Source organism: Acidocella aromatica (assembly GCF_014201825.1).
Classification (GTDB): Bacteria; Pseudomonadota; Alphaproteobacteria; order Acetobacterales; family Acetobacteraceae; genus Acidocella; species Acidocella aromatica.
Map to the genome: position 1 here is coordinate 46920 of NZ_JACHFJ010000009.1, position 20998 is coordinate 67917.

Consider the following 20998-nt stretch of genomic DNA (forward strand, 5'->3'; position numbering starts at 1 on the left):
AAAACATGGCAACCCTGCCGAAGAAAAAACCAAAGCCGCATAAGCCGGAGAACCATGAGCGCTGGGTTATCTCTTATGCCGACTTGCTGACCTTGCTGCTGGCCACCTTCGTGGTCCTGTACGCGTCATCGCAGCATGACAGGCACAAGGAGGACGAGGTCGCCCAGTCCTTCATCAAGGCTTTTCACGGTATGCCACCGCAGGTCATGACGCCCACGCCCACAGGCTCGCGAGGCGTGTTGCAGCATCAGGATTCCGCCGTGCCCAAGCCGGAGGAAACGCCTGCCGCCTCCAAATTGCCCAAGAGCATGGCGCACCAGCTCTCCGATTCGATGCAGACCCTGCAGGCGATGCAGCTGAAATTGTCCGCACTGTTTCAGCCGATGATCGAGAAGCACCAGGTAACGGTGACGAGTGAGCCGCTGACCCTCATCGTGCAGCTCGATGCTTCGGTGCTGTTCCCCTCGGGTGAGGCGGATTTGAAGCCGGAAGGTGCCGCGTTGCTGAAACAGGTGGCTGCGGGCTTCGTCAATCTGCCTGCAGGCTTCCGTATTGTGGTGCAGGGCTATACCGACAACCAGCCAATAGCCACGGCGCAATTCCCGTCTAACTGGTCGCTGTCGGCCGAACGCGCGGTTACGGTTGTTGCATTGTTTGTTTCGTCGGGCGTTGCGGGTAAGCAGCTTGCGGCTGAAGGCTTCGGCGAGTTCTCGCCACTGGCTGATAACGGTACTGATGCCGGACGCGCCCAGAACCGCCGCGTGGTTGTGGTGGTGCATGCACCGGATCCATCACAGAAATAAGGAGGGCGGTTAATGGCCAAAGCGGGAAAGACGCAGAAACTTCTCAAGCCAACGATGGTGACCATTGCCGCGGCGGCGGCCTGGGCGGCCACGCATGAGCCTGAGTCGTTAACTCCCGCCAGTGCTGGCGTGTGGGGGTTGGAGGTTCTGGCCGTGGCGCTGCTGGTGCGGGCCGTGCTGGCCCTGTTTACCCCGGCGGTTGCGCTGGGTATCGTGCTGCTCCGCGCCGCCATGCAGCAGGCGAGCGGCAAGGAAGCTGAATCGTGAGCTTTGTTACGGTTTCGGACGTTCGTAACAAGGCGTTCGTGCAAACGGTACTGGCCCAGGATACGGCCGATCTGGCGGCGCAGGAAGCCGAGATCGCCCGCCGGGTGCGCCAGGAAGTCACCAAGCTGCGCGAGAAGGCCGAGGTTGAGGCCCGCGAGGCGGGGCTGCTGGCGGCCCGCGCGGAAATGGCCCCGCTCAAGGATGCACTGGCCTCCGCCGAGACCGCATTGCAAACCGCCGCTGCTCAGCTGTCCGAGCCGTTGGCAAAGAAAGAGCGCGATCTGGCCGGGCTGGTAACGGAGCTGGCCTTTCTGCTGGCCCGGCACATCATCGGCGCCGAGGCGGGCAGCAATATAGAGGGCCTGCACATACTGGTGACCACGCTGCTGGAGGAAGCCGCCGCCGAGCGCGGTCCACGCCAAACTCTGCAACTGCGGCTCAATCCCGCTGACCACGCCCAGATCGCGCCGCTCATCGAGACACAGACCGTGCAGCTGATCGCGGACGAGAAGATTGCCCCTGGCGGTGCCGTGGCCGAACTCAGCAGCCCCGAAGGCGATCCGCTGAACAAGATCGAGTGGGACGCCACGCTACAGGGCCGGGCGGACGCCATCCGCGACGCGCTCGGCCTGCCCGAGGACATGCCGTGATCGACATGGACAATATCCGCGCCCAGGCGCGCGAGCGTGTCCGTGGCGCGTTGGCGGTGGACCCAGTGCGCCGCTTCGGTCGCATTGTGCGCACCAGCGGCGATGTGCTGCACGCCAGCGGCATACGTGCGCCCATCGGTGCGCGTTGCCTTATCGACATGGAGGATGCCGCCCCGCTGCCCGCTGAAATTGTAGGGTTCCAAGAGGGCGGATTGCTGCTGATGCCCGAACAAGGCGCACGCGGCGTGATGCGCGGTGCGCGCGTGCATGTGGAGGGCGGTACGCATGCCCCTCTGGTGGGGCCGGAACTGCTCGGCCGCGTGCTGGACGCACGGGGCGCGCCGCTCGACGGTCTGCCCCAGCCCGGGCTGTCGCAGTCCTGGCCGCTGATGGGCGTGAGCGTGAACCCTATGACCCGCGCCCGGCTGGAGCAGCCGTTTGACGTGGGCGTGCGCGCCATCAATGCCCTGGCCACGTTCGGGCGTGGCATGCGCGTGGGGCTGTTCGCGGGCTCGGGCGTGGGCAAGACCACGCTGATGGGCATGCTCTCCCGCCACGTCCAGGCCGATGTGGTGGTGGTGGCGATGATCGGCGAGCGCGGGCGCGAGATCCGCGAGTTCATCGAGGATCATCTGGGCCATGCCCGCGCGCGCAGCGTGGTGGTGGCCTCCCCTGCCGATGACACGGCCCTGAGCCGGGTGCACGGGGCCTACCGGGCGGCGGCCATTGCCGAATATTTCCGTGACCAGGGCAAGCATGTGCTGCTGGTGGTGGACAGCCTCACCCGCCTGGCCATGGCGCTGCGCGAGATCGGTCTGGCCGTGGGCGAGCCGCCCGCCACCAAGGGTTATCCGCCTTCGGTGTTCGGGGCCATCGCCGCCTATGTGGAGCGCGCGGGCAATGGCGCGGAAGGGCAGGGGAGCATCACCGCGCTCTACACCGTGCTGGTGGAGGGGGACGACCATGTGGGTGACCCGGTGGGCGACACCGCGCGCTCGGTGCTCGATGGCCATATCGTGCTCTCCCGCGCCTTGGTCGAGGCCGCCATCTACCCGCCCATCGACATCACCGCCTCGCTCTCCCGCCCCATGCCGGGGTTGGTGAACCCTGAGCATATGCGTCTGGCCTCGCGCTTCCGGGCGCTTTGGGCGCGTAAGCAGGAGAAGCAGGATTTCATCGATCTGGGCGCCTATGCCCCAGGGCGGGACAAGCTGCTGGACGAAGCCATCCAGCGCGCCCCGGCCATGGAGGCGCTACTACGCCAGGACAAGGATGCAGGCGTGACACTGGCCGAGAGCGTGGCGGCCCTTCGCGCGGCGTTGGGTGAGGCCGTGTGAAGCCTGAGACGCTCGCCCGGCTGGACCTGCTGGCGGCGCAGCGCGAGACCAAGCTGCTGGAAACCATACGCCGCCAGAACGCGGCCTTGGAGCAGGCGGCCTATCAACGCGGCATGCTGCTCTCGTACCGGGATCGTCTGGCCGCAAGCTGGCAGAGCGGCGTGGTGGTGAGTGCCGCGCAGGCGAGCCGGGCGGGGCAATTCGCCGCCGGGGCGCTGGGGGCGGAGAGCCAGATCGTCGAAACCGAAGCCCGGGCCAAGGAACAGCTGGAGTCGGCCATTTCCGATCTGGCCCGCCTCAAGGCGCACCGGCGCAAATTGGCGGAGCGGTTGCGCGTGACGCGGCGCCGTGCCCAGGCGACGGCGGAGCTGAAGGCAGCGCAGGATCTGCCCTGGCGCCGCCTTGTTAGCGACGTTTCGTAATCAAACGCTAAGATTTACCCCGCCATATGGTCTGAAAGGAGGCCAAAATGGACTTGTCGCTTTTTACCAGCTTCACCAACTCGCTTGCCGCGCAGGAAGCGCAGATCAACCAGCTGCAGCAGCAGATTTCCACCGGCCTGGCGGTGCAGACGCCGGATCAGAACCCTGCCGCTTACGAGACCGGTGTGCTGGGCACCAACATGGTGAACCAGTTGAATAACGACAACACCACCCAGGCCCAGGTCCAGACCCAGCTCGGCAGCGTGAGTAGCGCCTATACCTCGATGAGCACGTTGTTCGATAATGTGCAGAGTATCGTCGAACAGGCGCTGAATGGCACCACCAGTGCTGCGAACATGAATGCCCTGGCCGGGCAGGTTAAGTCGGCATCGCAACAATTGCTCAGTATCGGCAACACCACGGCCTCGAACGGCACGTATTTGTTCGGCGGTTCGCGCGGGGGGCTGACGCCGTTCCAGGCCAATGCCAATGGCGATATCGTCTATTTCGGCGATGGCGGAAATTCCCAGGCGACCATTGCTCCGGGCCAGACGGCCAGCACCATCGCCAATGGCGATGTGTTCGTTTCCAGCCTGAGCGGCGACGGCATTTCCAATGTCACCGCCAGTACCAGCAACACCGGCAGCGGGCAGATCCTGCAACAGGGCGTGGTCAACGCCGCCACAGCCAATGCATTCCAGCAGGGGAGTTCGGCCATCACCGTCAGCTTCGGCACCGGCAACACCTATACTGCCACGCAGGGGGGCAGCACCATCGCCAGCGGCACGCTGTCCACCAGTAGCAGCGGCACTTCGCTTCAGCTTGCCGGGGTGGATTACCAGATCACCGGCAGCCCGGCGAATGGCGACAGCTTCACCATCTCTCCCGCGCGTCCGCAATCGGCCTTTGCACTGCTGCAGAACGTCTATAACGCCCTGGCCAATGCCAACAGCACGCCCTCGCAGGTGGCGCAGACCAACCAGATCCTCAACCAGAGTCTCGCGGGTTTGGCGCAGTACCAGCAGGCCACTCTGACCGCGCAGGCCCAGAACGGCGTGACCTTGCAGGCCATTTCCGCCGCCTCGACCAGCAACACCGGCCAAGCCACCGAGGCGCAGACCAATGTGGACAACGCCACTGCCGTGAACACGCCGGTGGCCATCGCCAGCCTGACCCAGACCATGACCGCCTTGCAGGCCGCGATGAAAACTTTCGGTACCGTGCAGAGCCTCAGCCTGTTCAACTATCTCTAAGGACGCCGCAATGTCGGATACGATTTTCATCGTCGGTTATTACCGCAGCGGCACTTCGGCGCTTTCCGGCGCCCTGACCCGCGCGGGTGTAAAATTTTATAACGATGCCGACCCAAATGAGCATAACCCGCTAGGCTTCTACGAGATTCCAGAACTGATCCAGTACGACGTGGATTTGTTCGCGCGCCTGGGCGTGGATTGGACGGATGTGCGCGGCCTGCCCCCGGGCTGGACGGAGCGCGCCGATCTCAGCGCCTATTGGTCACGGCTGGAGGAAATCATCCGCCGCCGCTTTACCCAGGCGGATAAGCTCTGGGGCCTGAAGCACCCGCATTTGTGCCGTACCTTGCCAGCCTATGAGCGTGCCGCCCGCCAAGCCGGGCACAAGCCGCATGTGGTGCATATCTTCCGCGACCCATGGACAGCCGCCGCCAGCCAACAGCGCAAGAACGGGCTGAGCCGCGCTCACGCCTTGCTGTTGTGGATGACCTACGCCACCTCCGGCGAGCGATTGGCGCGGCATCTGCCGCGCAGTTGGACCACCTACCAGGATTTGCTGGGCGAACCCGAGGCGCAGCTGCGCCGGATCGTCGAGGAGCTGGACCTGCCCATCGCCGAGCGCGGGCTGAAGGATGCCGCAGGCTACCTCACCACCCAGCTCAACCGCAGCGAGCCGCTGCCGCGAGAAGGGCTGTGCCGCCCGCTGGACGACCTGGTCTCCCGCACCTGGGAGGCGATCTTGGCGCGGGATTTCTTGCCCGAAATCTGGGACGGTTTTGCCGAAAAGGCGGCGGATCTGGTTGGTTTCCTCACCGAGATCGGCGCCAGCCGTGGGCGGGCCTTCCCCGCCATGGGCGGCTCCTTCACCCAGGTGGTCGGGCAGGCCAAGGCTGGTGGGAGCGTTACCGCGCTCCGTCCGCCCGAACGCAGCGATGATGGCGCGCGGATCCGCCTCCAAAGCTTGAAGGAGGCGGCTGGTACATTGCCGCGTCTGGCCGTGGTTATCGCCGCGCCAAGCGGCCGCGCCCATGCGGTGAACGACACGCTGGCGGCGCTGGACGAACAATGGGAAAAGCCTGCCAGCATCGTCATTCTAGCCGCCGAGACGCTGGAGCTTGAGGGCCGCAGTGTGACCGCCGTGGCCCAGGAGCCGGAGGCGATGACCCGCGCCATCTGCGCCGCGTTGAACGAGGCGGCGGCCGATTACGTCGCCGTGCTCAATGCGGGTGATACAATCTCCCCCGATGCCTGCCTGCGCTTCGCCCTGCACGCCGCCGCCACGGGGGCGGAGATGCTGTATTGCGATGAGATCGTGCCCCGCGAGAACGGCCATTGGGTACGGCACAAGCCCAGCTGGGACATCACGCGCCTGCGTCAGGCCGCTTATCTGGGCGATTGGGTGTGGTACGGCGCCCGTACGGTGCAGCGCCTGGGCGGGTTCGACCCGGCGCGTGCCGGGGCGGAGGAGTTCGACTTCCAGCTCCGCATCGCCGAGGCCGGCGCCAAGGTGGAGCGCGTGCCGGAAGCCCTGTTCACCCGCAGTCCGCAGAGCCGGCGCGACGATATCCGCGCCGATGTGTTCTGCGCCCGCGCGGCCGCGGCGGTGCAGGAGCATCTGCAGCGCGCCGGGCTGCCTGCCGAGGTGCAGAACCGCCAGCATATGGGGCTGTTCCATCACATGCGCATGGTGGCCGACCCTGGCACCAGCATCATCATGCTGTGTGATGATGGAGAGATCCCGGCGCTCGACCGCTGGCTCACAACGCTGCTCAGCGGCCAGCCGCTCACCGGCCCGGTGATCCTAGCCGGAGCGGCGCTGAGTACCGGGCTGCAAACCTACCTCACCGAGGTATCCCGCCAGACCGAGGCGCTGGAGGGCAAGGTGCTGGCGGTGCCGCCCGTGCCCGGCCTCACCCAGGCCGAGGCGCTGCGCCAAGCTCTGGCCCTGGTGACCACGCCCCATGTGGCGGTGCTGGATGTGCGGGCAGAGACGGCAATGCCGCATTGGTTGTCGGCGTTGCGCATGCGTCTGGCCGACCCCGGCGTGGCGCTGGTGGCGGCGCGCTCGCTGATGCCGCTGGAGGGGGGAAATAAAGCCTTCGCCATGGTGCAGGGCCCCATCGTCATCGGCGCCGATACGCGGCTCGGTACCGGGCATATGGCGGAAGATCTGGGCCCTGGCGGTTGGCTGTTGGTGGACCAGGAGGCGAGCGCGCTCGCTCCGCCCGGCCTGCTGGTTCGCACCGCCGCTCTGGCTGCTTGTGAGTTTCCGGCCCTGAACGGCGATGCGCTGTGGATCGATCTTGGCGCACAGCTCCGCGCTCAGGGGGCGCGGCTGGTATGGACGCCTGATGTCTCCTTCGTCATGCCCACCGGCACGGTGCATGTGGATGCGGCATCGCAATTCCGCCAGGGCTCGGAGGTGGCGCGGGCGCTGCCCTGGGCCGACCCGTATCACCATCCGGCGCTCTCTCTGCATGGCGATCTGCTGGCCGATGAAGCCCGTGCCGGTCTGGTGCCCGCCACCCCCGCCGATCCGCTGGACCTGCTGGTGACCGGCGAGCCAGGGCCGGGTGCCGCGGTGCTGAATACGGCGCGGACGCTGCGGCGGGATGGCATGTGCTCGGCCGATTGGGCGCCCGAGCGGCCCAATGCCGCCGAGCTTGGCCGTCGTGCCCCAGCCGCCTGGGTGCGGGTGAACCCGGCCGTGCCGGCGGCCATTCATAGCCAAGCCTATACCGCGCTCTACACCGCCATGCCCGCGGATCTGGAAGCGGCAAGGCCGGTTCTGGCCGAAGCCGCTGGTGTTTATGCCACCTCTCCGGCGCTGGTGGCGCAGTTGCGCAGCCTGGGCCGCCCCGGTCAAACCGTGGAATTGTGGCGTCCGGCCTTGTCGCGCCATGTTTGGTCCGGCCTGCAACCCGCCACGGGCCTGAACACCAAGCCGCGCGTGCTGTGGGTGGATGAGGGCAACACCCCGCAATGGTTCCAGGAGCTGATTTCTTCCACGCTAGAGAACGCATCCTGGATCGTGGTCGAGCGCCCTGGCGAAACCTATGCCGGTGCCATGGCACGCCTGACACCGCCGGAAACCGAAGCCGCCTGGGCGAATGCCATGGTCGAGCTGGGACCGCAGATCATGGTCCGCCCGGCCAATACGGAGGCTTATGCCGACCATTATCCCGTACTGCTGGCGGCGGCGGCGGGATGCCATGTTCTGGCGGACGAGCGCTTCGACATTCCGCCCAGCCTCGGGGCGGCGCGGCTGAAGAACCGTCTGTCGGCGTGGAAGGAGGCGTTGAGTGGCGCCATTGCCGACCTGACGGCTACTCTGGAGCATGGCCGCAAGGCCCGCCAAGCGGCTTTGGCTCTTCCCGCGAGCGAGGATGCTCTGCCCCCCTGGGTGGATTTCAGCGCGGGCCTCCCTGAGCTGCGGAGTGCGGCGGAATGAGCCGCCCGGCGCGCCGCGCCATGGTTTGCGTGCTAGCCGCCTGGCCCGGTTTGGCTTTGCCGGGTTGGGCCTGGGCCGGGCAGGACCCGGATGCGGTAAGCGCCGCGGTGCGTCAGGCGGCGCAAATGGTAACGCCGCCCGACGCCACGATCAGCTTGGGGCCGGTGAACGGGGCGAAATACATGCAGGCCTGCACCGCTCCGCTTGGCGTGAACATCAGCGGTGTGGCCCCCTATGAGCAGGCGGCGGTGCATTGTCCCGCGCCGGGCTGGACGCTCTATGTCTCCGTCACCGTGGCGCAGAGCGAGGCTGTGGTGGTGACGGCGCATCCGGTGGTGGCGGGGCAAACCCTGGCCGCCGGAGACCTCGTCATGCGGCGCGAGCCGGTGCAACTCTTCGCCGGGCGGCAGATCTACGCGGACCCGGCCCAACTCGTGGGCGCCAGTGTGATGATGTCTCTGGCCGCGGGCATGGTCATCACCCAGGATTCGGTACAGGCTCCGCTCGTCATCAAGGCCGGGCAGACCGTGACGGTGCAGGTTATCAGCGGCGGCGTGCTGCTGTCCGTCAACGCCGTGGCGCAGCAAGCCGGGCGCATTGGCGATACGGTTCTGCTTACCAACCCCTCCTCCGGGCGGCGCTTCTCCGCTGAGGTTACGGCACATGGGCCGGTGGTGCAGCTGCAGTAAGGTGACATGATTTTTCGTGGTCTAAAATTTAAAGTTGCAAAAACAGGAAAACTTAGCGCGGCGGACGCGAATTAAGGGGTACGGCAACCCCAACCCAAGGAGATCACCATGTCGGCCGTAGGTTCCATTATGACCAATACCGGTGCACTGTCCGCGCTCAACTCCATCTCGAACACCACCACGACCAACAACAACCTGGAAAGCCAGCTTTCCAGCGGCCTGTCCATCAACTCTCCGTCTAACAACCCGGCCGGCTACATCACCGCGCAGGGCTTCACCTCCCAGCTGAACGGCCTGACGCAGGCTGTGTCCAACGCCAACCAGGGCGTCTCCCTGCTACAGACGGCGCAGGGCGCCATCACCCAGCAGGTCAGCGTTGTGCAGCAGCTCAACTCCATTTCCGTGCAGGCCGCCAACGGCACGCAGACCGCCGCTGAATCGCAGTCCCTGCAGACCCTGGCCAGCCAGCTGACCAGCCAAGTCTCCACCATCGCCAAGCAGACGCAGTTCAACAATATCAGCCTGCTCGACGGCTCTTTCCAGGGTGTGCAGTTCCAGGTTGGCGCCAATGAGGGGCAGACGATGAGCCTCTCTATTTCCAACACCAATGCCAGCGCCATCGGCATGTGGCATTCCTCGGCCGGTGCCAATTACAAGGGCACCAATGGCACGGCCACGAATGGTAAGACGGGCAGCGCCGCCATCACGCTGGGGGCGCCGGCTTCCACGCTGGGGGCTTTTACGGCGGGTACCGCCACCATCACCGGCGCCAATGGCCAGACCGAGGCGGTGACCTCCAAGGCTGGTGAATCCGCCGCGTCTTTGGCTTCGGCGATCAACAACCTGTCCAGCCAGGCTGGTGTGCAGGCTCAGGCTCATACCCAGGCCACCTTCCAGCTGAAAGCAGGCGGCAGCGGCCAGTATAAGTTCAGCATCCAGGCCGCGAGCAGCGGCGCCACCACGATCGGCGGCAAGCAGAACATCGTTGCCTCCTCGGCGGCGGGTGTGGTGTCCGAGATCAACAGCCAGTCCTCGACCAGCGGTATCGCCGCCTCGCTCGACAAGAACGGCAACCTCGTGCTGACTCAGTCCGCTGGCGAGAACATCAACATCACTGGCGCCAGCTCCGGCTCGCTGACGGCGGTGGATTCCACCGGCACCGCCACGGGTGCGGTGATCAAGACTGGCGCTGCTTCCGCGGTTATCCAGGGCCAGCTGCAGCTGCAGTCCTCTGGTGCGTTCTCGGTCACCAGTGGTTCGGCCATTGGTGTGAAGGGCACTTCGAGCCTCGCAGATCTGGGCGATATCAACGTGTCCAGCACCAGCGGCGCCAATGCCGCGATCAATGTCGTGAAGTACGCGCTGGCCACGCTGAACAACCAGGGCGGCACGCTGGGTGCCGTGCAGCAGAGCCTTACCGCCAACATTAACAACATGAACACCACCAGCCAGAATCTCACCACCGCCCTGGGCGTGGTGCAGGATGCCAACATCCCGGCTGTCAGCACTCAGCTGACCCAGTCGCAGATCCAGGCGCAGGCTGGTGTTGCGGCGCTCAAGGCTTCCACCCAGCTGCAGCAGTCGTACACCTCGCTGCTGCCGTAAATTCAACCATGAGGCCGGAGCATCAAGCTCCGGCCTTCCCATTCCGTCTTTGCAATAGGTGATCCATGACGTCCTCGGTTAGCTCGCTCAGTTCATCGGCTATTTCTTCCGAGATCAGCACCTATGCGACCAAGCTGCAGGCGCCGATCACTCCGTTGCAGTCCCAGGTTACGACCGAAAAGGCCCAGATTTCCGCCTGGGGCAGTATCAGCGGCGCGATCTCGACGCTGTCGCAATCGCTGTCGAACATCAAAGACCTGAGCACCATCAACAACAAAAGCACCAACAGCTCGGACAAGTCCGTGGCCACCATCACTGCCAGTAATTCGGCATCGTCGGGAACATATAATCTTACTAATGTCCAGTTGGCGAAACCGCAGGAAATCTATTCCTCTCTGCTTGGCTCTGGCAATTCTACGCTCTCGGGCGGCAAGGGTTCTCTTGTATTCACGCTGGGAGGCGGCAAAAGCGAGACTGTCTCCATCGGCTCCGGTAGCCTGACGCTGAACGATGTCGCGGCGGCCATTAATAAGGAGGCCGGCGGTGTTCAGGCCAGTGTCATCGGTACATCAGCCGGCGCCCGCCTGGTGCTGGAAAGCAGCGGGACCGGAAGTTCCGCGGCGTTCACGGTGTCAGGTACCGGCGCTCTGTCCCAGTTCGATTTCAACCCAAGTTCCAGCACGGCCAATAGCGGAGAAATCTTGGCGCAAACGGCAAAGGATGCCTCTTTCACACTCAATGGCGTGCCGATCGTCAGTGCCTCCAATACCCTTGCCAGTACCATCTCCGGCGTCACGATCACTCTTGCCGGTTCTGGCACAACATCGCTCTCGGTCAGCTCTTCCCCGGCTAATCTGTCCACTTCCGTGCAAGGCGTGGCCACAAGTCTTAATGCCGCCATTTCGGCAATTGCCGCGCAAACAAAATATGTTCCGGCCAGCTCAGCCGGTGGGTCCGCTCAGGCTGGTGTGCTGCTGGGGAATTTCTCAGCCACGGAGCTAAAGAGCGAGCTGATGACATCGGTCAGCAGCCTCGTCGCCAGCGGTGTGAGTGCGGGAGCCGCTGGCTTGTCCATTAGCAGCTCTGGTGTGATCAGCTTCAATTCAACCAGTTTTGCCAGCGAATATGCCAAGAACCCGACCGCCGTCGAAAAGCTGGTCGGCAACCTCTATCAAAAGCTCCATACAGTTTCCGTTGGTGCGATTGGCGGCTCCGCCAGTTCGGCGGCAAGCTCCGGGGGCACGGAAAAGACAACTGGCTTTATCTCGGCGCAGACAACGTCTCTTAACGGCATCATTACCTCGATCGACAGCCAGATCACGCAGTTCACCAAGCAAGGTTCGGCAGCGTTGAAGCGCATGGAAGCGCTTTATACAACGGCTGAAACCAAGGCCAGCTCGGCGTCGATTACCCAGTCCTACCTGAGCATCTTCAACAACTCATCCTCTTCAAGTAGCTAACCGGAAACGACGTTATGGATATGATCAACGAATACCGGGCATCGATCTTCGACGGTAAGGCGGATGTGAATTGGCTGCATCACGGATGGCGCGGGCTTCGTTTGTACGGCCGTAGGGCTAAAGCCGCCATTGAGGCCGAGGATATGGCCACCAAGGCCATAATGCTTGCCCGTGCGGACGAGCTGCTGACCCTGATGAGCGGGATTCTCGATACCAGCGATGGCAGCAAGCTCGGTCCGGCGCTCATGACCATCTACTCCGCCTTGCGTTTTACGCTGCTCCGGGCCAATACGGAGAACAGCAAACCGGCGCTCGACGATTTCGAAGCGGCGCTAGCGATTCTGGATCGCGACATGGCTAAAGTGTCTGAAGGTGCGTTAGTGGCATGACCAACACCATCCCCTCCCTGCCGACGGTATCTTCATCGGCTGTCATGAATGACTCTTCAACCGCGCCCACGAGCACCAAGCCGAATGCCGCGGCTGAGACCGCGCCACAAACCGAGGCCGTGACATTGAGCGACGCCGCACAGACCACCACCAAGCTGCTCTCCGCCGCACAGCAGTCGAACGGGGTGGACCAGACGACAGTTGCCCGCATTCGCAATGCGCTTGCCTCGGGCAGTTATAATGTGGCGCCGGAGGATTTGGCGCAGGCGATGGCCACAGTACTGAAGGCGACGGGCAAATGAGCATCACCGGCCAATTCCGTTCCCTGGATATTAAGCTGGAAGCGCAGCCGATTTCTGACATGCTGGCCCATGGCCTGGAACTGGCCGAGAACCTTGGCCGCAAGCTTCATAACCTTGACGATTTGATGCTCACTGGCAGGCCAAATGAAATCTCGGATGCCGCCGCCGCAGTGGAGTGGGCGCTCAAGGATGCTTCTCCCACCTTTGCGGAGATCGCCGAAACCGTGAGCAGGCTCGGTGCCTCCAACTTGATGACAGCGGCGGAACAGCTGCGGAGGATCCAGGAAGAGGATGCCGCCGGGCTGGCCGAGGCGCTGCGCGGCGCACTGGCCCGGTTCGCCAAGCGGTCGTTCAGCGCCAATAAGCGGGCGCAGCAATTCAACAGGGGGTTGAGTGCCGCGCTTCAATCCCTCCAGGCACTTGGCATGCAGGAGGGCGGCAGGCTGATCGCGGAAGCCTGAAAAGCTCTGCTGCGCCGCACAAAACCATTTCAGGGCAGGCAAAATCCCTCCTGAACAGACGAGGGCATTGCATTATGCTGCTTGTTTGTCTTATGGACAGCATCTCGGCTGTTGATAATATTCATCAGCATCATGTCGCCGGACAAAAAAGTATAAAACCTGAAGGGTTAAAACATGACTGCAATCACCCGGAGCGGAGAACGCCTCCAGAGGGATAGCCTCGGCCTCTCTCAGATCGTCGCCGCCACGCTGGCCAACATTGCGCCGGCCATGAGCTTCTTCTTTGGTTTTGGTCTCATCGCCTCGGGTGCTGGCGTCGGTGCGCCGCTCACCATTCTCACGGCGATGGTGGTTGTGCTCTTCCTCACGAACACCCTGGCGGAATTTTCCAAGTACCGCCCCAGCACGGGTTCCTTCGTGACCTTCATTGGCATGGGTTTCGGGCCGTCGGCCGGTGCTGCCGCCTCGCTCTTCGTTGTCACCGGCTACTGCATCGCCGCTGCCTCCGTGGTGGTCATTTCCGGTGGTTGGGCCGCGAGCACGCTGCAGATTTTCCTGGGCATCAATATCCCCTGGCAGGTGCTGAGCGTCGCCGTCACCGTCATCGTTGGCGTTCTGGTGTCACGCGGCATCAGCCTGTCCACCACCTGGGCGGCGATTTTCTTCTATTTCGAGTTGGGTCTGCTGCTCATCGGCGCCGTGATCATGCTCGTGGTTAATCGGCATGATATCTCCATGGCCCCGCTGATGCTTTCCAGCGTCACCGGCGGCTGGAAGGGCATCGGCCTTGGCTTCCCGCTGGCCATCTACCTCTTCATCGGCTGGGAAAACTCTGCGATGCTGGCTGAGGAAACCACCAACCCGCGCCGCAACGTTCCCCGCGCGCTTGTGATTGGCACTCTCTCTATCGGTATTCTCTACATGTTCCTGGCCTTCGCCACGGAAACCGCGTTCCACAACAATCTGCAGGCGATCACCTCGTCCTCCATCCCGTTTGTCGACGCGTTCAAGGTTTCCGCCGCGGGCCTGCTGCTCATCGCCTATCTTGCCGGTGTCACCAGCATTTTCTCCTCGCTCATCGGTCTGACGAATGCGCAAGCGCGCATCCTGTTCAGCTCCTCGCGCGAGGGCCTGCTGCCGCCGTTCTTTGGCAAGATCCATCCGCAGCACAAGACGCCGCATGCCGCGATGTGGGTTTACATCCTGGCCGCGCTCGCGATCGTCCTGGTGTTCGGCTACATCTACGACATCGACCCGGTGACCTTGTTCGGTGACACGGGCACCCTGGGCACCATCCCGGTCGTGGTGACGTACCTCCTCACCAACCTCGCGCTGCCTATCTACATGTACCGCTACCACCGTGAGGATTTCAGCGCTGTGCGCCATTTCATCGTGCCGCTGGTTGGTACAGGCCTGATGCTGTTCCCGCTCTGGGGCCTGGTTGAGCCCGGTCAGCCCTATCCGTTCAGCCTGTATCCTAAGCTGGCCATTGGTCTGTTCGTGTTCTCGCTGGTTTACGGCATCATCCTGGCCAAGCGTAACCCGGATCTGGTGCACCGCATCGGCTCCTACGTGGCCGACGAAGAGTACTAAGCCAAAACAGCAAGGGCGGCACTCCGGTGCCGCCCTTGGTCGTTTCAGGGGAGCATCAGCTCCTTCACCCGCCCTCCGGCCTGGATGTGCTTTTCCAGCACTTCATCCACGGCCTCAAACGAATCCAGCTTGTACCACACCCCCTCGGGGTACAGCACGGCGCAGGGGCCAAGCTCGCAGCGGTCCAGGCACCCGGCCTGATTCACCCGCACGCCCTCGATGCCCAGTTCCTTCACCCGCGCCTTCATGTAGTCGCGGATCTTCTCGCTGCCCTTGCTGGCGCAGCATCCGCGCTGATGCCCCTCAGGCCGCCGGTTTCCGCACACAAACACATGGGTGGAAAAATAAAGCGCCGGATCGTCGTCGTGCCTCGTGCCCAAGTCTGTTGCTCCTTGCCGTTTGTGCCTATCTAAGCTGCAAACTGGGGAGCAGGCAAAATGCGGAACATGCTGGACGAGGCCTCCTCGCCCTATTTGCTGCAGCACAAGGACAACCCTGTGCATTGGCAGCTTTGGTCGCCCGAGACGCTGGCTTTGGCCGCCCAGCTCAACCGCCCGATCTTGCTCTCCATCGGCTACGCCGCCTGCCATTGGTGCCATGTGATGGCGCATGAGAGCTTCGAGAACCCGGAAACAGCGGCGCTGATGAACAGCCATTTCATCAACATCAAACTGGACCGCGAGGAGCGCCCGGATCTCGACCAGATCTTCATGTCCGCCCTGCACGCCATGGGCGAGCAAGGCGGCTGGCCGCTGACCATGGTGCTTACCCCGCAGGGCGAGCCCTTCTGGGGCGGCACCTATTTCCCGCCCACCCCGCGCTTCGGCCGGCCGAGCTTCCGCCAGATTCTCACCGCTCTGGCCAATGCCTGGGCGACCGACCGTGAGCGCATCGGCCGCTCAGTCTCCGCCCTGCAACGCGCCTTGGTGGCGCAATCCGCGCCAAAGCCCGGCGACCCGCCAGGCCCGGCGACGCTGGACACGGTCCGCAGCGCCTTTCTGCGCGCCATGGACTGGCAGCTCGGCGGCATCGGCCATGCGCCGAAATTCCCCAACATTCCCATCTTCCGTTTCCTCTGGCAGGAGAGCTTCCGCACTGGCGATGCCCGCGCGGCCCAGGCGGTGGAGCTGCTGCTGGAGCGCATCTCCCAGGGCGGCATCTACGATCATCTCGGCGGCGGCTATGCCCGCTACGCCACCGACGATGCCTGGCTGATCCCGCATTTCGAGAAGATGCTCTACGACAACGCCCTGATCCTAGACTTGCTGGCCCTGGCTTATGCCCGTGTGCCCAACCCCCTTTACGCCGCCCGCGCGCGGGAGACGGTGGGCTGGCTGACGCGGGACATGAGGGCTGAAGGCGCCTTCGCCGCCGCCGAGGATGCGGATTCCGAGGGCGAGGAAGGCAAGTTCTACGTCTGGACCCGTGCCGAGCTGATTGAACTCTTGGGCCCTGAATCCGTTTATTTTTTTAATCACTACCCGGCACCCGAGGGCGGCAATTGGGAGGGTAAAATCATCCTCGAACGCCGCACGCCCTTCGGCGAGGAGGACCGTCTCGCCCCGCTGCGGTCCAAGCTGCTCGCCCGGCGCGATACCCGCATCCGTCCAGGCCGGGACGACAAGATCCTCGCCGATTGGAACGCCCTCACCATCACGGCCCTGGTCCGCGCCAGCGCGGTCTTCGCCGAGCCAAGCTGGCTGATCCTGGCCGAGGAAGTGTTCGCCACCATCCTCGCCGATCTCGCGGAGCCCGAGGGCAGTATCGCCCACGCCTACCGCCACGGCAAAATCTCCGCGCCGGGTCTTCTGGAGGATCAGGCCACCATGCTCCGCGCCGCCCTGGCGCTGTACCAAGCCACGGCCAAACCCGACTACCTCGCCACGGCACTGCGTTTGCTGACCGTCACCGAGCGTAAGTTTGGCGATGGCGCGGGGGCGTTCTTCATGTCCGCCGATGCGGCGCAGAACTTTGCCCCCCGCTTGCGCAATGTGCAGGATGGCCCGGCCCCTTCAGGTATTGGCGTGATGGCCGAAAACTACGCCCTGCTGCACGCCCTTACCGGCGAGGCCGAGCATCGCGCCAAGGCCGAGGCGCTGCTCGCCGCCTTCGCGGGCGGTACCGACCGCCTGACCGGATCTCCGGTGCTGCTGGCGGCGGCGGATTTGCTGGAAAACGCGGCTTGCGTCGTCATCACCGGCAATGCGGCGGATTTGGCCCGGGCCGCGCTCGCGGCGCCCGACCCGGCCGTGGTTGTACTGCACGCCGCGGCCGGCCTGCCCCCCGGCCATCCGGCTTACGGCCAAACAACCAACCAGCCAGCCGCCTTCATCTGCCGCGGCGGCGTGTGTTCCCTGCCCGTGGCAACGCCCGACGCGGTGCGTGCCGCGCTCCGCCGTGGCGGAGATCCCGCGCCATGACCCGCCGGGACCTGCTCGCCGCCAGCGCTCTCGCCCTGATCTCCCGGTCCGCCGCCGCATACGAGGTCTCGCATACCGATGCCGAGTGGCGGCATATCCTCACCCCGGCACAGTATTCCGTGCTGCGGCGGCAGGGTACCGAGGCGGCATTCTCTTCCCCGCTGCTGAACGAACATCGCAACGGCATCTTCGCCTGCGCTGGCTGTGCGCTGCCCCTGTTTTCCAGCAAGGCGAAATTCGACTCCGGCACTGGCTGGCCAAGCTTTTACGCCCCGCTGCCAAACGCCGTGCTCACCGCCGATGACCACTCCTTCGGCATGATACGCACCGAGGTGCATTGCCGCCGCTGTGGCGGCCATCTCGGCCATGTATTTCCGGACGGTCCACCGCCAACCGGGCTGCGCTATTGCATGAACGGCGTGGCGTTGACCTTCACTCCCGCCTGAAGCCGTTTCAGGCTTTTTCCCGGTGGTAGCAGAATGAGGCGTTGATCATGTCCAGCAGATGCTGCCCGGCGGTGGTCGGCTTGTATTTCGGCGTCTCGCCGGGGCGCAGGCAGGTTGGCAGGCACTCCACCGGCGCGTAGAAATCCGGGTCGAAGAAAAATGGAAGGGAATACCGCTCCCTGCCCGAGAGGTTGATCACCCGGTGCTGGTTGGACTGGAACACGCCATTGGTCCAGCGCTCCATCATGTCCCCGATATTCACCACAAAGCTTCCCGGCACGGGCGGCGCATCAATCCACACGCCGTCCCTCCGCCTTACCTGCAACCCGCCCGACATATCCTGGTGCAGCAGGGTCAGGCAGCCGTAATCGGTGTGTGCGCCCGCGCCGAGCTGCGCCTCGGTCACTCGCCCTTTCTGCGGCGGGTAGTGCAGGGGGCCGAGCGTCGTCATGGTGATGCCGAGCCAGGGGGCGAAGAAATCCTCATCCAACCCCAGCGCCAGAGCGAACGCGCCGATCATCTTTCGCCCCAGCTCCACCATCTCATCGTAATAGCCCTGCATCACCTCCCGCCAGCCGGGGAGGAAATCGGGCCACTGGTTCGGCCCGTGCAGCGGCACGCCCGCCAGCACGCGCGGATGGTCCAGAGGCAAATCCCGCCCGACCTTGTAGCCTTCCTTCAAATCGCCCTGTGCCTGCTTGGCGGGGGCGAGATTCTCGCCTCCCATGCGGAACCAGCCCCGATGGCAGGAGGAATGCTCGATCGCCACCTTCTCCTTCTCGGCCTCGGGCAGGGCGAAGAAGCGCTTCGCCTCGGCATAAACCCGCGCGATCATTTCCTCCTTCACGCCATGGTTCACGGCGTAGAAGAAGCCGATCTCCCGGCAGGCGCGGCTGATCTGCTCCACCATCTCCGCCTTGCCCGGCGCGCCGCGCAGGGGCGAGACGTCGATAATCGGGATCTGCGTCAGCGGCATTTGCGCGGTGCGCAGCGAAGGGGCGAGCTGTATGGTGTCCGGCATGGCGCGGATGCTAGTCTCGCCCAGCATTGGATTCCAGGGCAAAAACATTGGCAAAATACCTTCTCGGCATAGATCTCGGGGCCGGCAGCCTCAAAGCCACGATCATCGACGATGCCGGGCATATTTTGGGTGAGGCGAGCCATCCGGTCACAACCTCGGTGCGGCAATTCGGCTGGTCTGAGCAGGACCCGGCCGAGTGGTTTGCCGCCCTTTGCGCCGCCGTGCCCCGAGCCATCGAGGCGGCCAGGATCCCCGCCAGCGCCATCGCGGGCATTGGCGTTTCGGCGGGCGCGCATATCCCGGTACTCACCGATGCTGAAGACAATGTCCTCCGCCCGGCCATCATGTGGAACGACCAGCGCGCCGCCGCCGAGGCCGCCGCCCTGCATGAGCGCGCGGGCGAGCGGATCATCGCCACCTCGCTCAACCGGGTGAACCCGACCTGGACGCTCGCCATGCTTGCCTGGCTGAAGGACCACGAGCCGGAGGTGATGGCCAAAACCAAGCGCCTCTATCTGGCCAAGGATTACCTGCGCTCGCGCCTCACCGGCACGTGGGAGACGGATTTCTCCGACGCCATCGGCGCGCTGATGGCCGACAATGCCACCAAGAGCTGGTCCCCCGAGCTCTGCGCCCTGATCGGGCTGGACGAAGCCCTGCTCCCCCCGGTCAAACCCGCCGAGGCTGTGGTTGGCACGGTGACACCCGAAGCCGCCGCCCGCACCGGGCTGGCGGCGGGTACGCCGGTGGTCTGCGGCTCCAACGACACCACGGTGGAATTCTTCGGCGTCGGCGCCACCACGCCGGGTATCGGCGGCGTGAAGCTGGCCACGGCGGGGGTGCTGTACCTCGCCACCCAGGGGCCGAGCGTGAATCCGCCCATCTCCTGCTACCCGCACATCATGCCGGGCATGTATTACACCGCCACGGGCACCAATTCCTGCGCCTCTGCGCATCGCTGGCTGCGGGATTTGATGTTCACCGAGGACGGGTTCGAGGGCATGGACGCCCTGGCCGAAACCGCCCCGCGCGGCGCCCGTGGGCTGCTTTTCCACCCCTATCTGCAAGGCGAGCGCGCGCCTTACTGGGATCCGCTGCTGCGCGCCGATTTCATCGGCCTCACCATCTCCCACGGTAAGCCGGAGTTCGCCCGCGCTTTGTATGAAGGTCTCGCCTTCTCCATCCGCGACCTGCTCCAGGCCGCGCAGGGGCTGGGGCTGTCCTTCGGGCGCATCCGGCTGATGGGCGGCGGGGCGCGCAGCGCCTGCTGGCGGCAGATCATCGCCGACGCCACCGGCCTCACCGTGGAGCGTACCGAGTCGGCGGATGCGTCTTACGGCTCAGCGCTGGTGGCTGGCGTGGGGGCGGGAGTGTTCGCCAGCCCGGAAGACGCCGTGGCCCGCTGCGTGCGCTTGTTGGACACCACAACGCCCGATGCCGAGGCGCATGAATTCTACACCCAGCTTTTTGGTATTTATAAGGACGCGCAGGCGGCGCTGGCTGGGCTCAACCACCGCCTGCACGCGCTGTTCAGTTGAAGATGTAGGAGTCCATCCGCAGGAAGCCGAACTCCACCGAGCGGTGCAGCAGCTCGGCTTTCGGGGCCGGTCCCGCCGCGCCGATCGCCACATGCAGCGGCAGCAGGTGCTCGTCCGTGGGGTGCTCATCCTGGGCGTAAGGGGCGAGCTTGCGGTAATTCGCCAGCGCCGCCAGATCCCCGGCCATGATCTTCTGGTGCATCCAGTCGGAGAATTCCGTCACGTCTTTGGTTTCCGGCGCATCGAACACCCGCGCGCCGCGGAACCGGCGCAGATCATGCGTATAGCTGCCGCTGCCGATGATCAGCACGCCTTCCTCGCGCAGCGGGGCCAGCGCCGCGCCGAGCGCCAGATGATAGCCCGCGCCAAGCTGGGTCTGGATGGAAAGCTGCACCACGGGGATATCCATCTCAGGATAAGCCAGCAGCAGCGGCACCCAGGCGCCATGGTCCAACCCGCGCGAGGCATCCGTCTCGCACCCCAGCCCCGCCGCCCGCAGCAGAGCCGCCGTGCGCTCCGCCAGCCAGGGGGAGGCTGGTGCGTCGTAGCGCAGCTCGTAAAGCGGTCGGGGAAAGCCGTAGAAATCATGGATCGTCGTGTTCCGCGCCGGTGTGTTCACGGTCGGCAGGGCGGTTTCCCAATGCGCGGAGGCGATGAGAATGGCCTTCGGCCGGGGAACAAGGCCGCCCAGCGCGCGGAGGAAACGATGCGCCGGGGTGTCTTCCGCGGCGGTCATTGGCGAGCCGTGGCTCAGGAACAAGGTTGGCAGCATGCCCGAAGCTTGCCCGAGCAGCCCTTACCCCGCAAGCGGCTTCCCCTGGCCCCCTTGTCATACCGCGAAAAACAGCCAATTTAGGTGGGTTATCAGGACTGTTTTTGTCCGCTTTTGTG

Annotated in this window: 20 protein-coding genes; 17 read left to right on the forward strand and 3 right to left on the reverse strand. The window is 64.5% G+C overall.

Going from position 1 to position 20998, the window contains the following annotated elements:
• Positions 1-5: 5 nt before the first annotated feature.
• From HNP71_RS09975 to HNP71_RS10040, 14 genes are all read left to right on the forward strand, one after another.
• Positions 6-803, forward strand: coding sequence for a flagellar motor protein MotB (locus HNP71_RS09975; RefSeq protein ID WP_183266771.1), 798 nt, complete (start codon positions 6-8; stop codon positions 801-803).
• Between the two features lie 12 nt (positions 804-815).
• On the forward strand, positions 816-1070 hold the full coding sequence (locus HNP71_RS09980) for a hypothetical protein (RefSeq protein WP_183266772.1): 255 nt from the start codon (positions 816-818) through the stop codon (positions 1068-1070).
• A complete protein-coding gene (locus HNP71_RS09985; protein ID WP_183266773.1) occupies positions 1067-1720 on the forward strand; it encodes a FliH/SctL family protein in 654 nt (217 codons plus the stop codon). The genes HNP71_RS09980 and HNP71_RS09985 overlap by 4 nt, the downstream gene beginning before the upstream one ends.
• 5 nt (positions 1721-1725) lie before the next feature.
• Positions 1726-3057, forward strand: a complete 1332-nt coding sequence (locus tag HNP71_RS09990; protein ID WP_183266844.1) for a FliI/YscN family ATPase — start codon at positions 1726-1728, stop codon at positions 3055-3057.
• Positions 3054-3479 (forward strand): hypothetical protein, encoded by a 426-nt coding sequence (locus tag HNP71_RS09995; RefSeq protein ID WP_183266774.1) that lies wholly within the window; start codon positions 3054-3056, stop codon positions 3477-3479. The genes HNP71_RS09990 and HNP71_RS09995 overlap by 4 nt, the downstream gene beginning before the upstream one ends.
• Positions 3480-3526: 47 nt before the next feature.
• Positions 3527-4732 (forward strand): flagellar hook-associated protein FlgL, encoded by a 1206-nt coding sequence (gene flgL / locus HNP71_RS10000; RefSeq protein ID WP_183266775.1) that lies wholly within the window; start codon positions 3527-3529, stop codon positions 4730-4732.
• A 10-nt stretch (positions 4733-4742) separates the two neighbouring features.
• Positions 4743-8183: a sulfotransferase gene (locus HNP71_RS10005; RefSeq protein WP_183266776.1), complete on the forward strand. Its 3441-nt coding sequence runs from the start codon at positions 4743-4745 to the stop codon at positions 8181-8183.
• Positions 8180-8872 carry a flagellar basal body P-ring formation chaperone FlgA gene (flgA, locus tag HNP71_RS10010; protein WP_246344171.1) on the forward strand — a complete coding sequence of 231 codons (693 nt, stop codon included), beginning with the start codon at positions 8180-8182 and terminating at the stop codon, positions 8870-8872. The genes HNP71_RS10005 and flgA overlap by 4 nt, the downstream gene beginning before the upstream one ends.
• A gap of 108 nt (positions 8873-8980) precedes the next feature.
• Entirely contained in the window at positions 8981-10477 is a 1497-nt protein-coding gene (locus HNP71_RS10015; RefSeq protein ID WP_183266777.1) for a flagellin N-terminal helical domain-containing protein, read from the forward strand.
• 65 nt (positions 10478-10542) lie between these two features.
• Positions 10543-11937, forward strand: coding sequence for a flagellar filament capping protein FliD (gene fliD, locus HNP71_RS10020; RefSeq protein ID WP_183266778.1), 1395 nt, complete (start codon positions 10543-10545; stop codon positions 11935-11937).
• A gap of 14 nt (positions 11938-11951) precedes the next feature.
• A complete protein-coding gene (locus tag HNP71_RS10025) occupies positions 11952-12326 on the forward strand; it encodes a flagellar protein FliS (RefSeq protein WP_183266779.1) in 375 nt (124 codons plus the stop codon).
• A complete protein-coding gene (gene flgM, locus HNP71_RS10030) occupies positions 12323-12628 on the forward strand; it encodes a flagellar biosynthesis anti-sigma factor FlgM (protein ID WP_183266780.1) in 306 nt (101 codons plus the stop codon). The genes HNP71_RS10025 and flgM overlap by 4 nt, the downstream gene beginning before the upstream one ends.
• Positions 12625-13089, forward strand: a complete 465-nt coding sequence (locus tag HNP71_RS10035; RefSeq protein WP_183266781.1) for a hypothetical protein — start codon at positions 12625-12627, stop codon at positions 13087-13089. The genes flgM and HNP71_RS10035 overlap by 4 nt, the downstream gene beginning before the upstream one ends.
• Positions 13090-13263: 174 nt before the next feature.
• Complete coding sequence (locus tag HNP71_RS10040) at positions 13264-14682, forward strand: APC family permease (protein ID WP_183266782.1); 1419 nt, start codon at positions 13264-13266, stop codon at positions 14680-14682.
• A gap of 44 nt (positions 14683-14726) precedes the next feature.
• On the opposite strand, the gene HNP71_RS10045 is transcribed toward HNP71_RS10040, so the two are convergent.
• Entirely contained in the window at positions 14727-15062 is a 336-nt protein-coding gene (locus HNP71_RS10045; RefSeq protein WP_183266783.1) for a (2Fe-2S) ferredoxin domain-containing protein, read from the reverse strand.
• 57 nt (positions 15063-15119) lie between these two features.
• Here HNP71_RS10045 and HNP71_RS10050 point away from each other — a divergent pair, with 57 nt between their 5' ends.
• Together HNP71_RS10050 and msrB are read left to right on the forward strand one after the other, a co-directional pair.
• Positions 15120-17102 (forward strand): thioredoxin domain-containing protein, encoded by a 1983-nt coding sequence (locus tag HNP71_RS10050; RefSeq protein WP_183266784.1) that lies wholly within the window; start codon positions 15120-15122, stop codon positions 17100-17102.
• Positions 17099-17548: a peptide-methionine (R)-S-oxide reductase MsrB gene (gene msrB / locus HNP71_RS10055; protein WP_183266785.1), complete on the forward strand. Its 450-nt coding sequence runs from the start codon at positions 17099-17101 to the stop codon at positions 17546-17548. Before HNP71_RS10050 ends, msrB begins: the two co-directional genes overlap by 4 nt.
• 7 nt (positions 17549-17555) lie before the next feature.
• Here the strand turns inward: msrB and HNP71_RS10060 are convergent, their stop codons facing one another.
• Positions 17556-18596 (reverse strand): isopenicillin N synthase family dioxygenase, encoded by a 1041-nt coding sequence (locus HNP71_RS10060; RefSeq protein ID WP_183266786.1) that lies wholly within the window; start codon positions 18594-18596, stop codon positions 17556-17558.
• Between the two features lie 20 nt (positions 18597-18616).
• On the opposite strand from HNP71_RS10060, the gene xylB reads away from it, so the two are divergent.
• A complete protein-coding gene (gene xylB, locus HNP71_RS10065) occupies positions 18617-20107 on the forward strand; it encodes a xylulokinase (protein ID WP_183266787.1) in 1491 nt (496 codons plus the stop codon).
• On the opposite strand, the gene HNP71_RS10070 is transcribed toward xylB, so the two are convergent.
• A complete protein-coding gene (locus tag HNP71_RS10070) occupies positions 20100-20879 on the reverse strand; it encodes a DODA-type extradiol aromatic ring-opening family dioxygenase (RefSeq protein WP_183266788.1) in 780 nt (259 codons plus the stop codon). The two genes, xylB and HNP71_RS10070, sit on opposite strands and share 8 nt — an antisense overlap.
• Between the last annotated feature and the right edge of the window lie 119 nt (positions 20880-20998).

Excerpts from the sequence above, each read along its gene's own strand:
- HNP71_RS09975 (WP_183266771.1), top strand. The coding sequence starts at position 6 with ATGGCAACCCTGCCGAAGAAAAAACCAAAGCCGCATAAGCCGGAGAAC.
- HNP71_RS09980 (WP_183266772.1), top strand. The coding sequence starts at position 816 with ATGGCCAAAGCGGGAAAGACGCAGAAACTTCTCAAGCCAACGATGGTG.
- HNP71_RS09990 (WP_183266844.1), top strand. The coding sequence starts at position 1,726 with ATGGACAATATCCGCGCCCAGGCGCGCGAGCGTGTCCGTGGCGCGTTG.
- flgL (WP_183266775.1), top strand. The coding sequence starts at position 3,527 with ATGGACTTGTCGCTTTTTACCAGCTTCACCAACTCGCTTGCCGCGCAG.
- HNP71_RS10005 (WP_183266776.1), top strand. The coding sequence starts at position 4,743 with ATGTCGGATACGATTTTCATCGTCGGTTATTACCGCAGCGGCACTTCG.
- flgA (WP_246344171.1), top strand. The coding sequence starts at position 8,180 with ATGAGCCGCCCGGCGCGCCGCGCCATGGTTTGCGTGCTAGCCGCCTGG.
- HNP71_RS10015 (WP_183266777.1), top strand. The coding sequence starts at position 8,981 with ATGTCGGCCGTAGGTTCCATTATGACCAATACCGGTGCACTGTCCGCG.
- fliD (WP_183266778.1), top strand. The coding sequence starts at position 10,543 with ATGACGTCCTCGGTTAGCTCGCTCAGTTCATCGGCTATTTCTTCCGAG.
- HNP71_RS10025 (WP_183266779.1), top strand. The coding sequence starts at position 11,952 with ATGGATATGATCAACGAATACCGGGCATCGATCTTCGACGGTAAGGCG.
- flgM (WP_183266780.1), top strand. The coding sequence starts at position 12,323 with ATGACCAACACCATCCCCTCCCTGCCGACGGTATCTTCATCGGCTGTC.
- HNP71_RS10035 (WP_183266781.1), top strand. The coding sequence starts at position 12,625 with ATGAGCATCACCGGCCAATTCCGTTCCCTGGATATTAAGCTGGAAGCG.
- HNP71_RS10040 (WP_183266782.1), top strand. The coding sequence starts at position 13,264 with ATGACTGCAATCACCCGGAGCGGAGAACGCCTCCAGAGGGATAGCCTC.
- HNP71_RS10050 (WP_183266784.1), top strand. The coding sequence starts at position 15,120 with ATGCGGAACATGCTGGACGAGGCCTCCTCGCCCTATTTGCTGCAGCAC.
- msrB (WP_183266785.1), top strand. The coding sequence starts at position 17,099 with ATGACCCGCCGGGACCTGCTCGCCGCCAGCGCTCTCGCCCTGATCTCC.
- HNP71_RS10060 (WP_183266786.1), bottom strand. The coding sequence starts at position 18,596 with ATGCTGGGCGAGACTAGCATCCGCGCCATGCCGGACACCATACAGCTC.
- HNP71_RS10070 (WP_183266788.1), bottom strand. The coding sequence starts at position 20,879 with ATGCTGCCAACCTTGTTCCTGAGCCACGGCTCGCCAATGACCGCCGCG.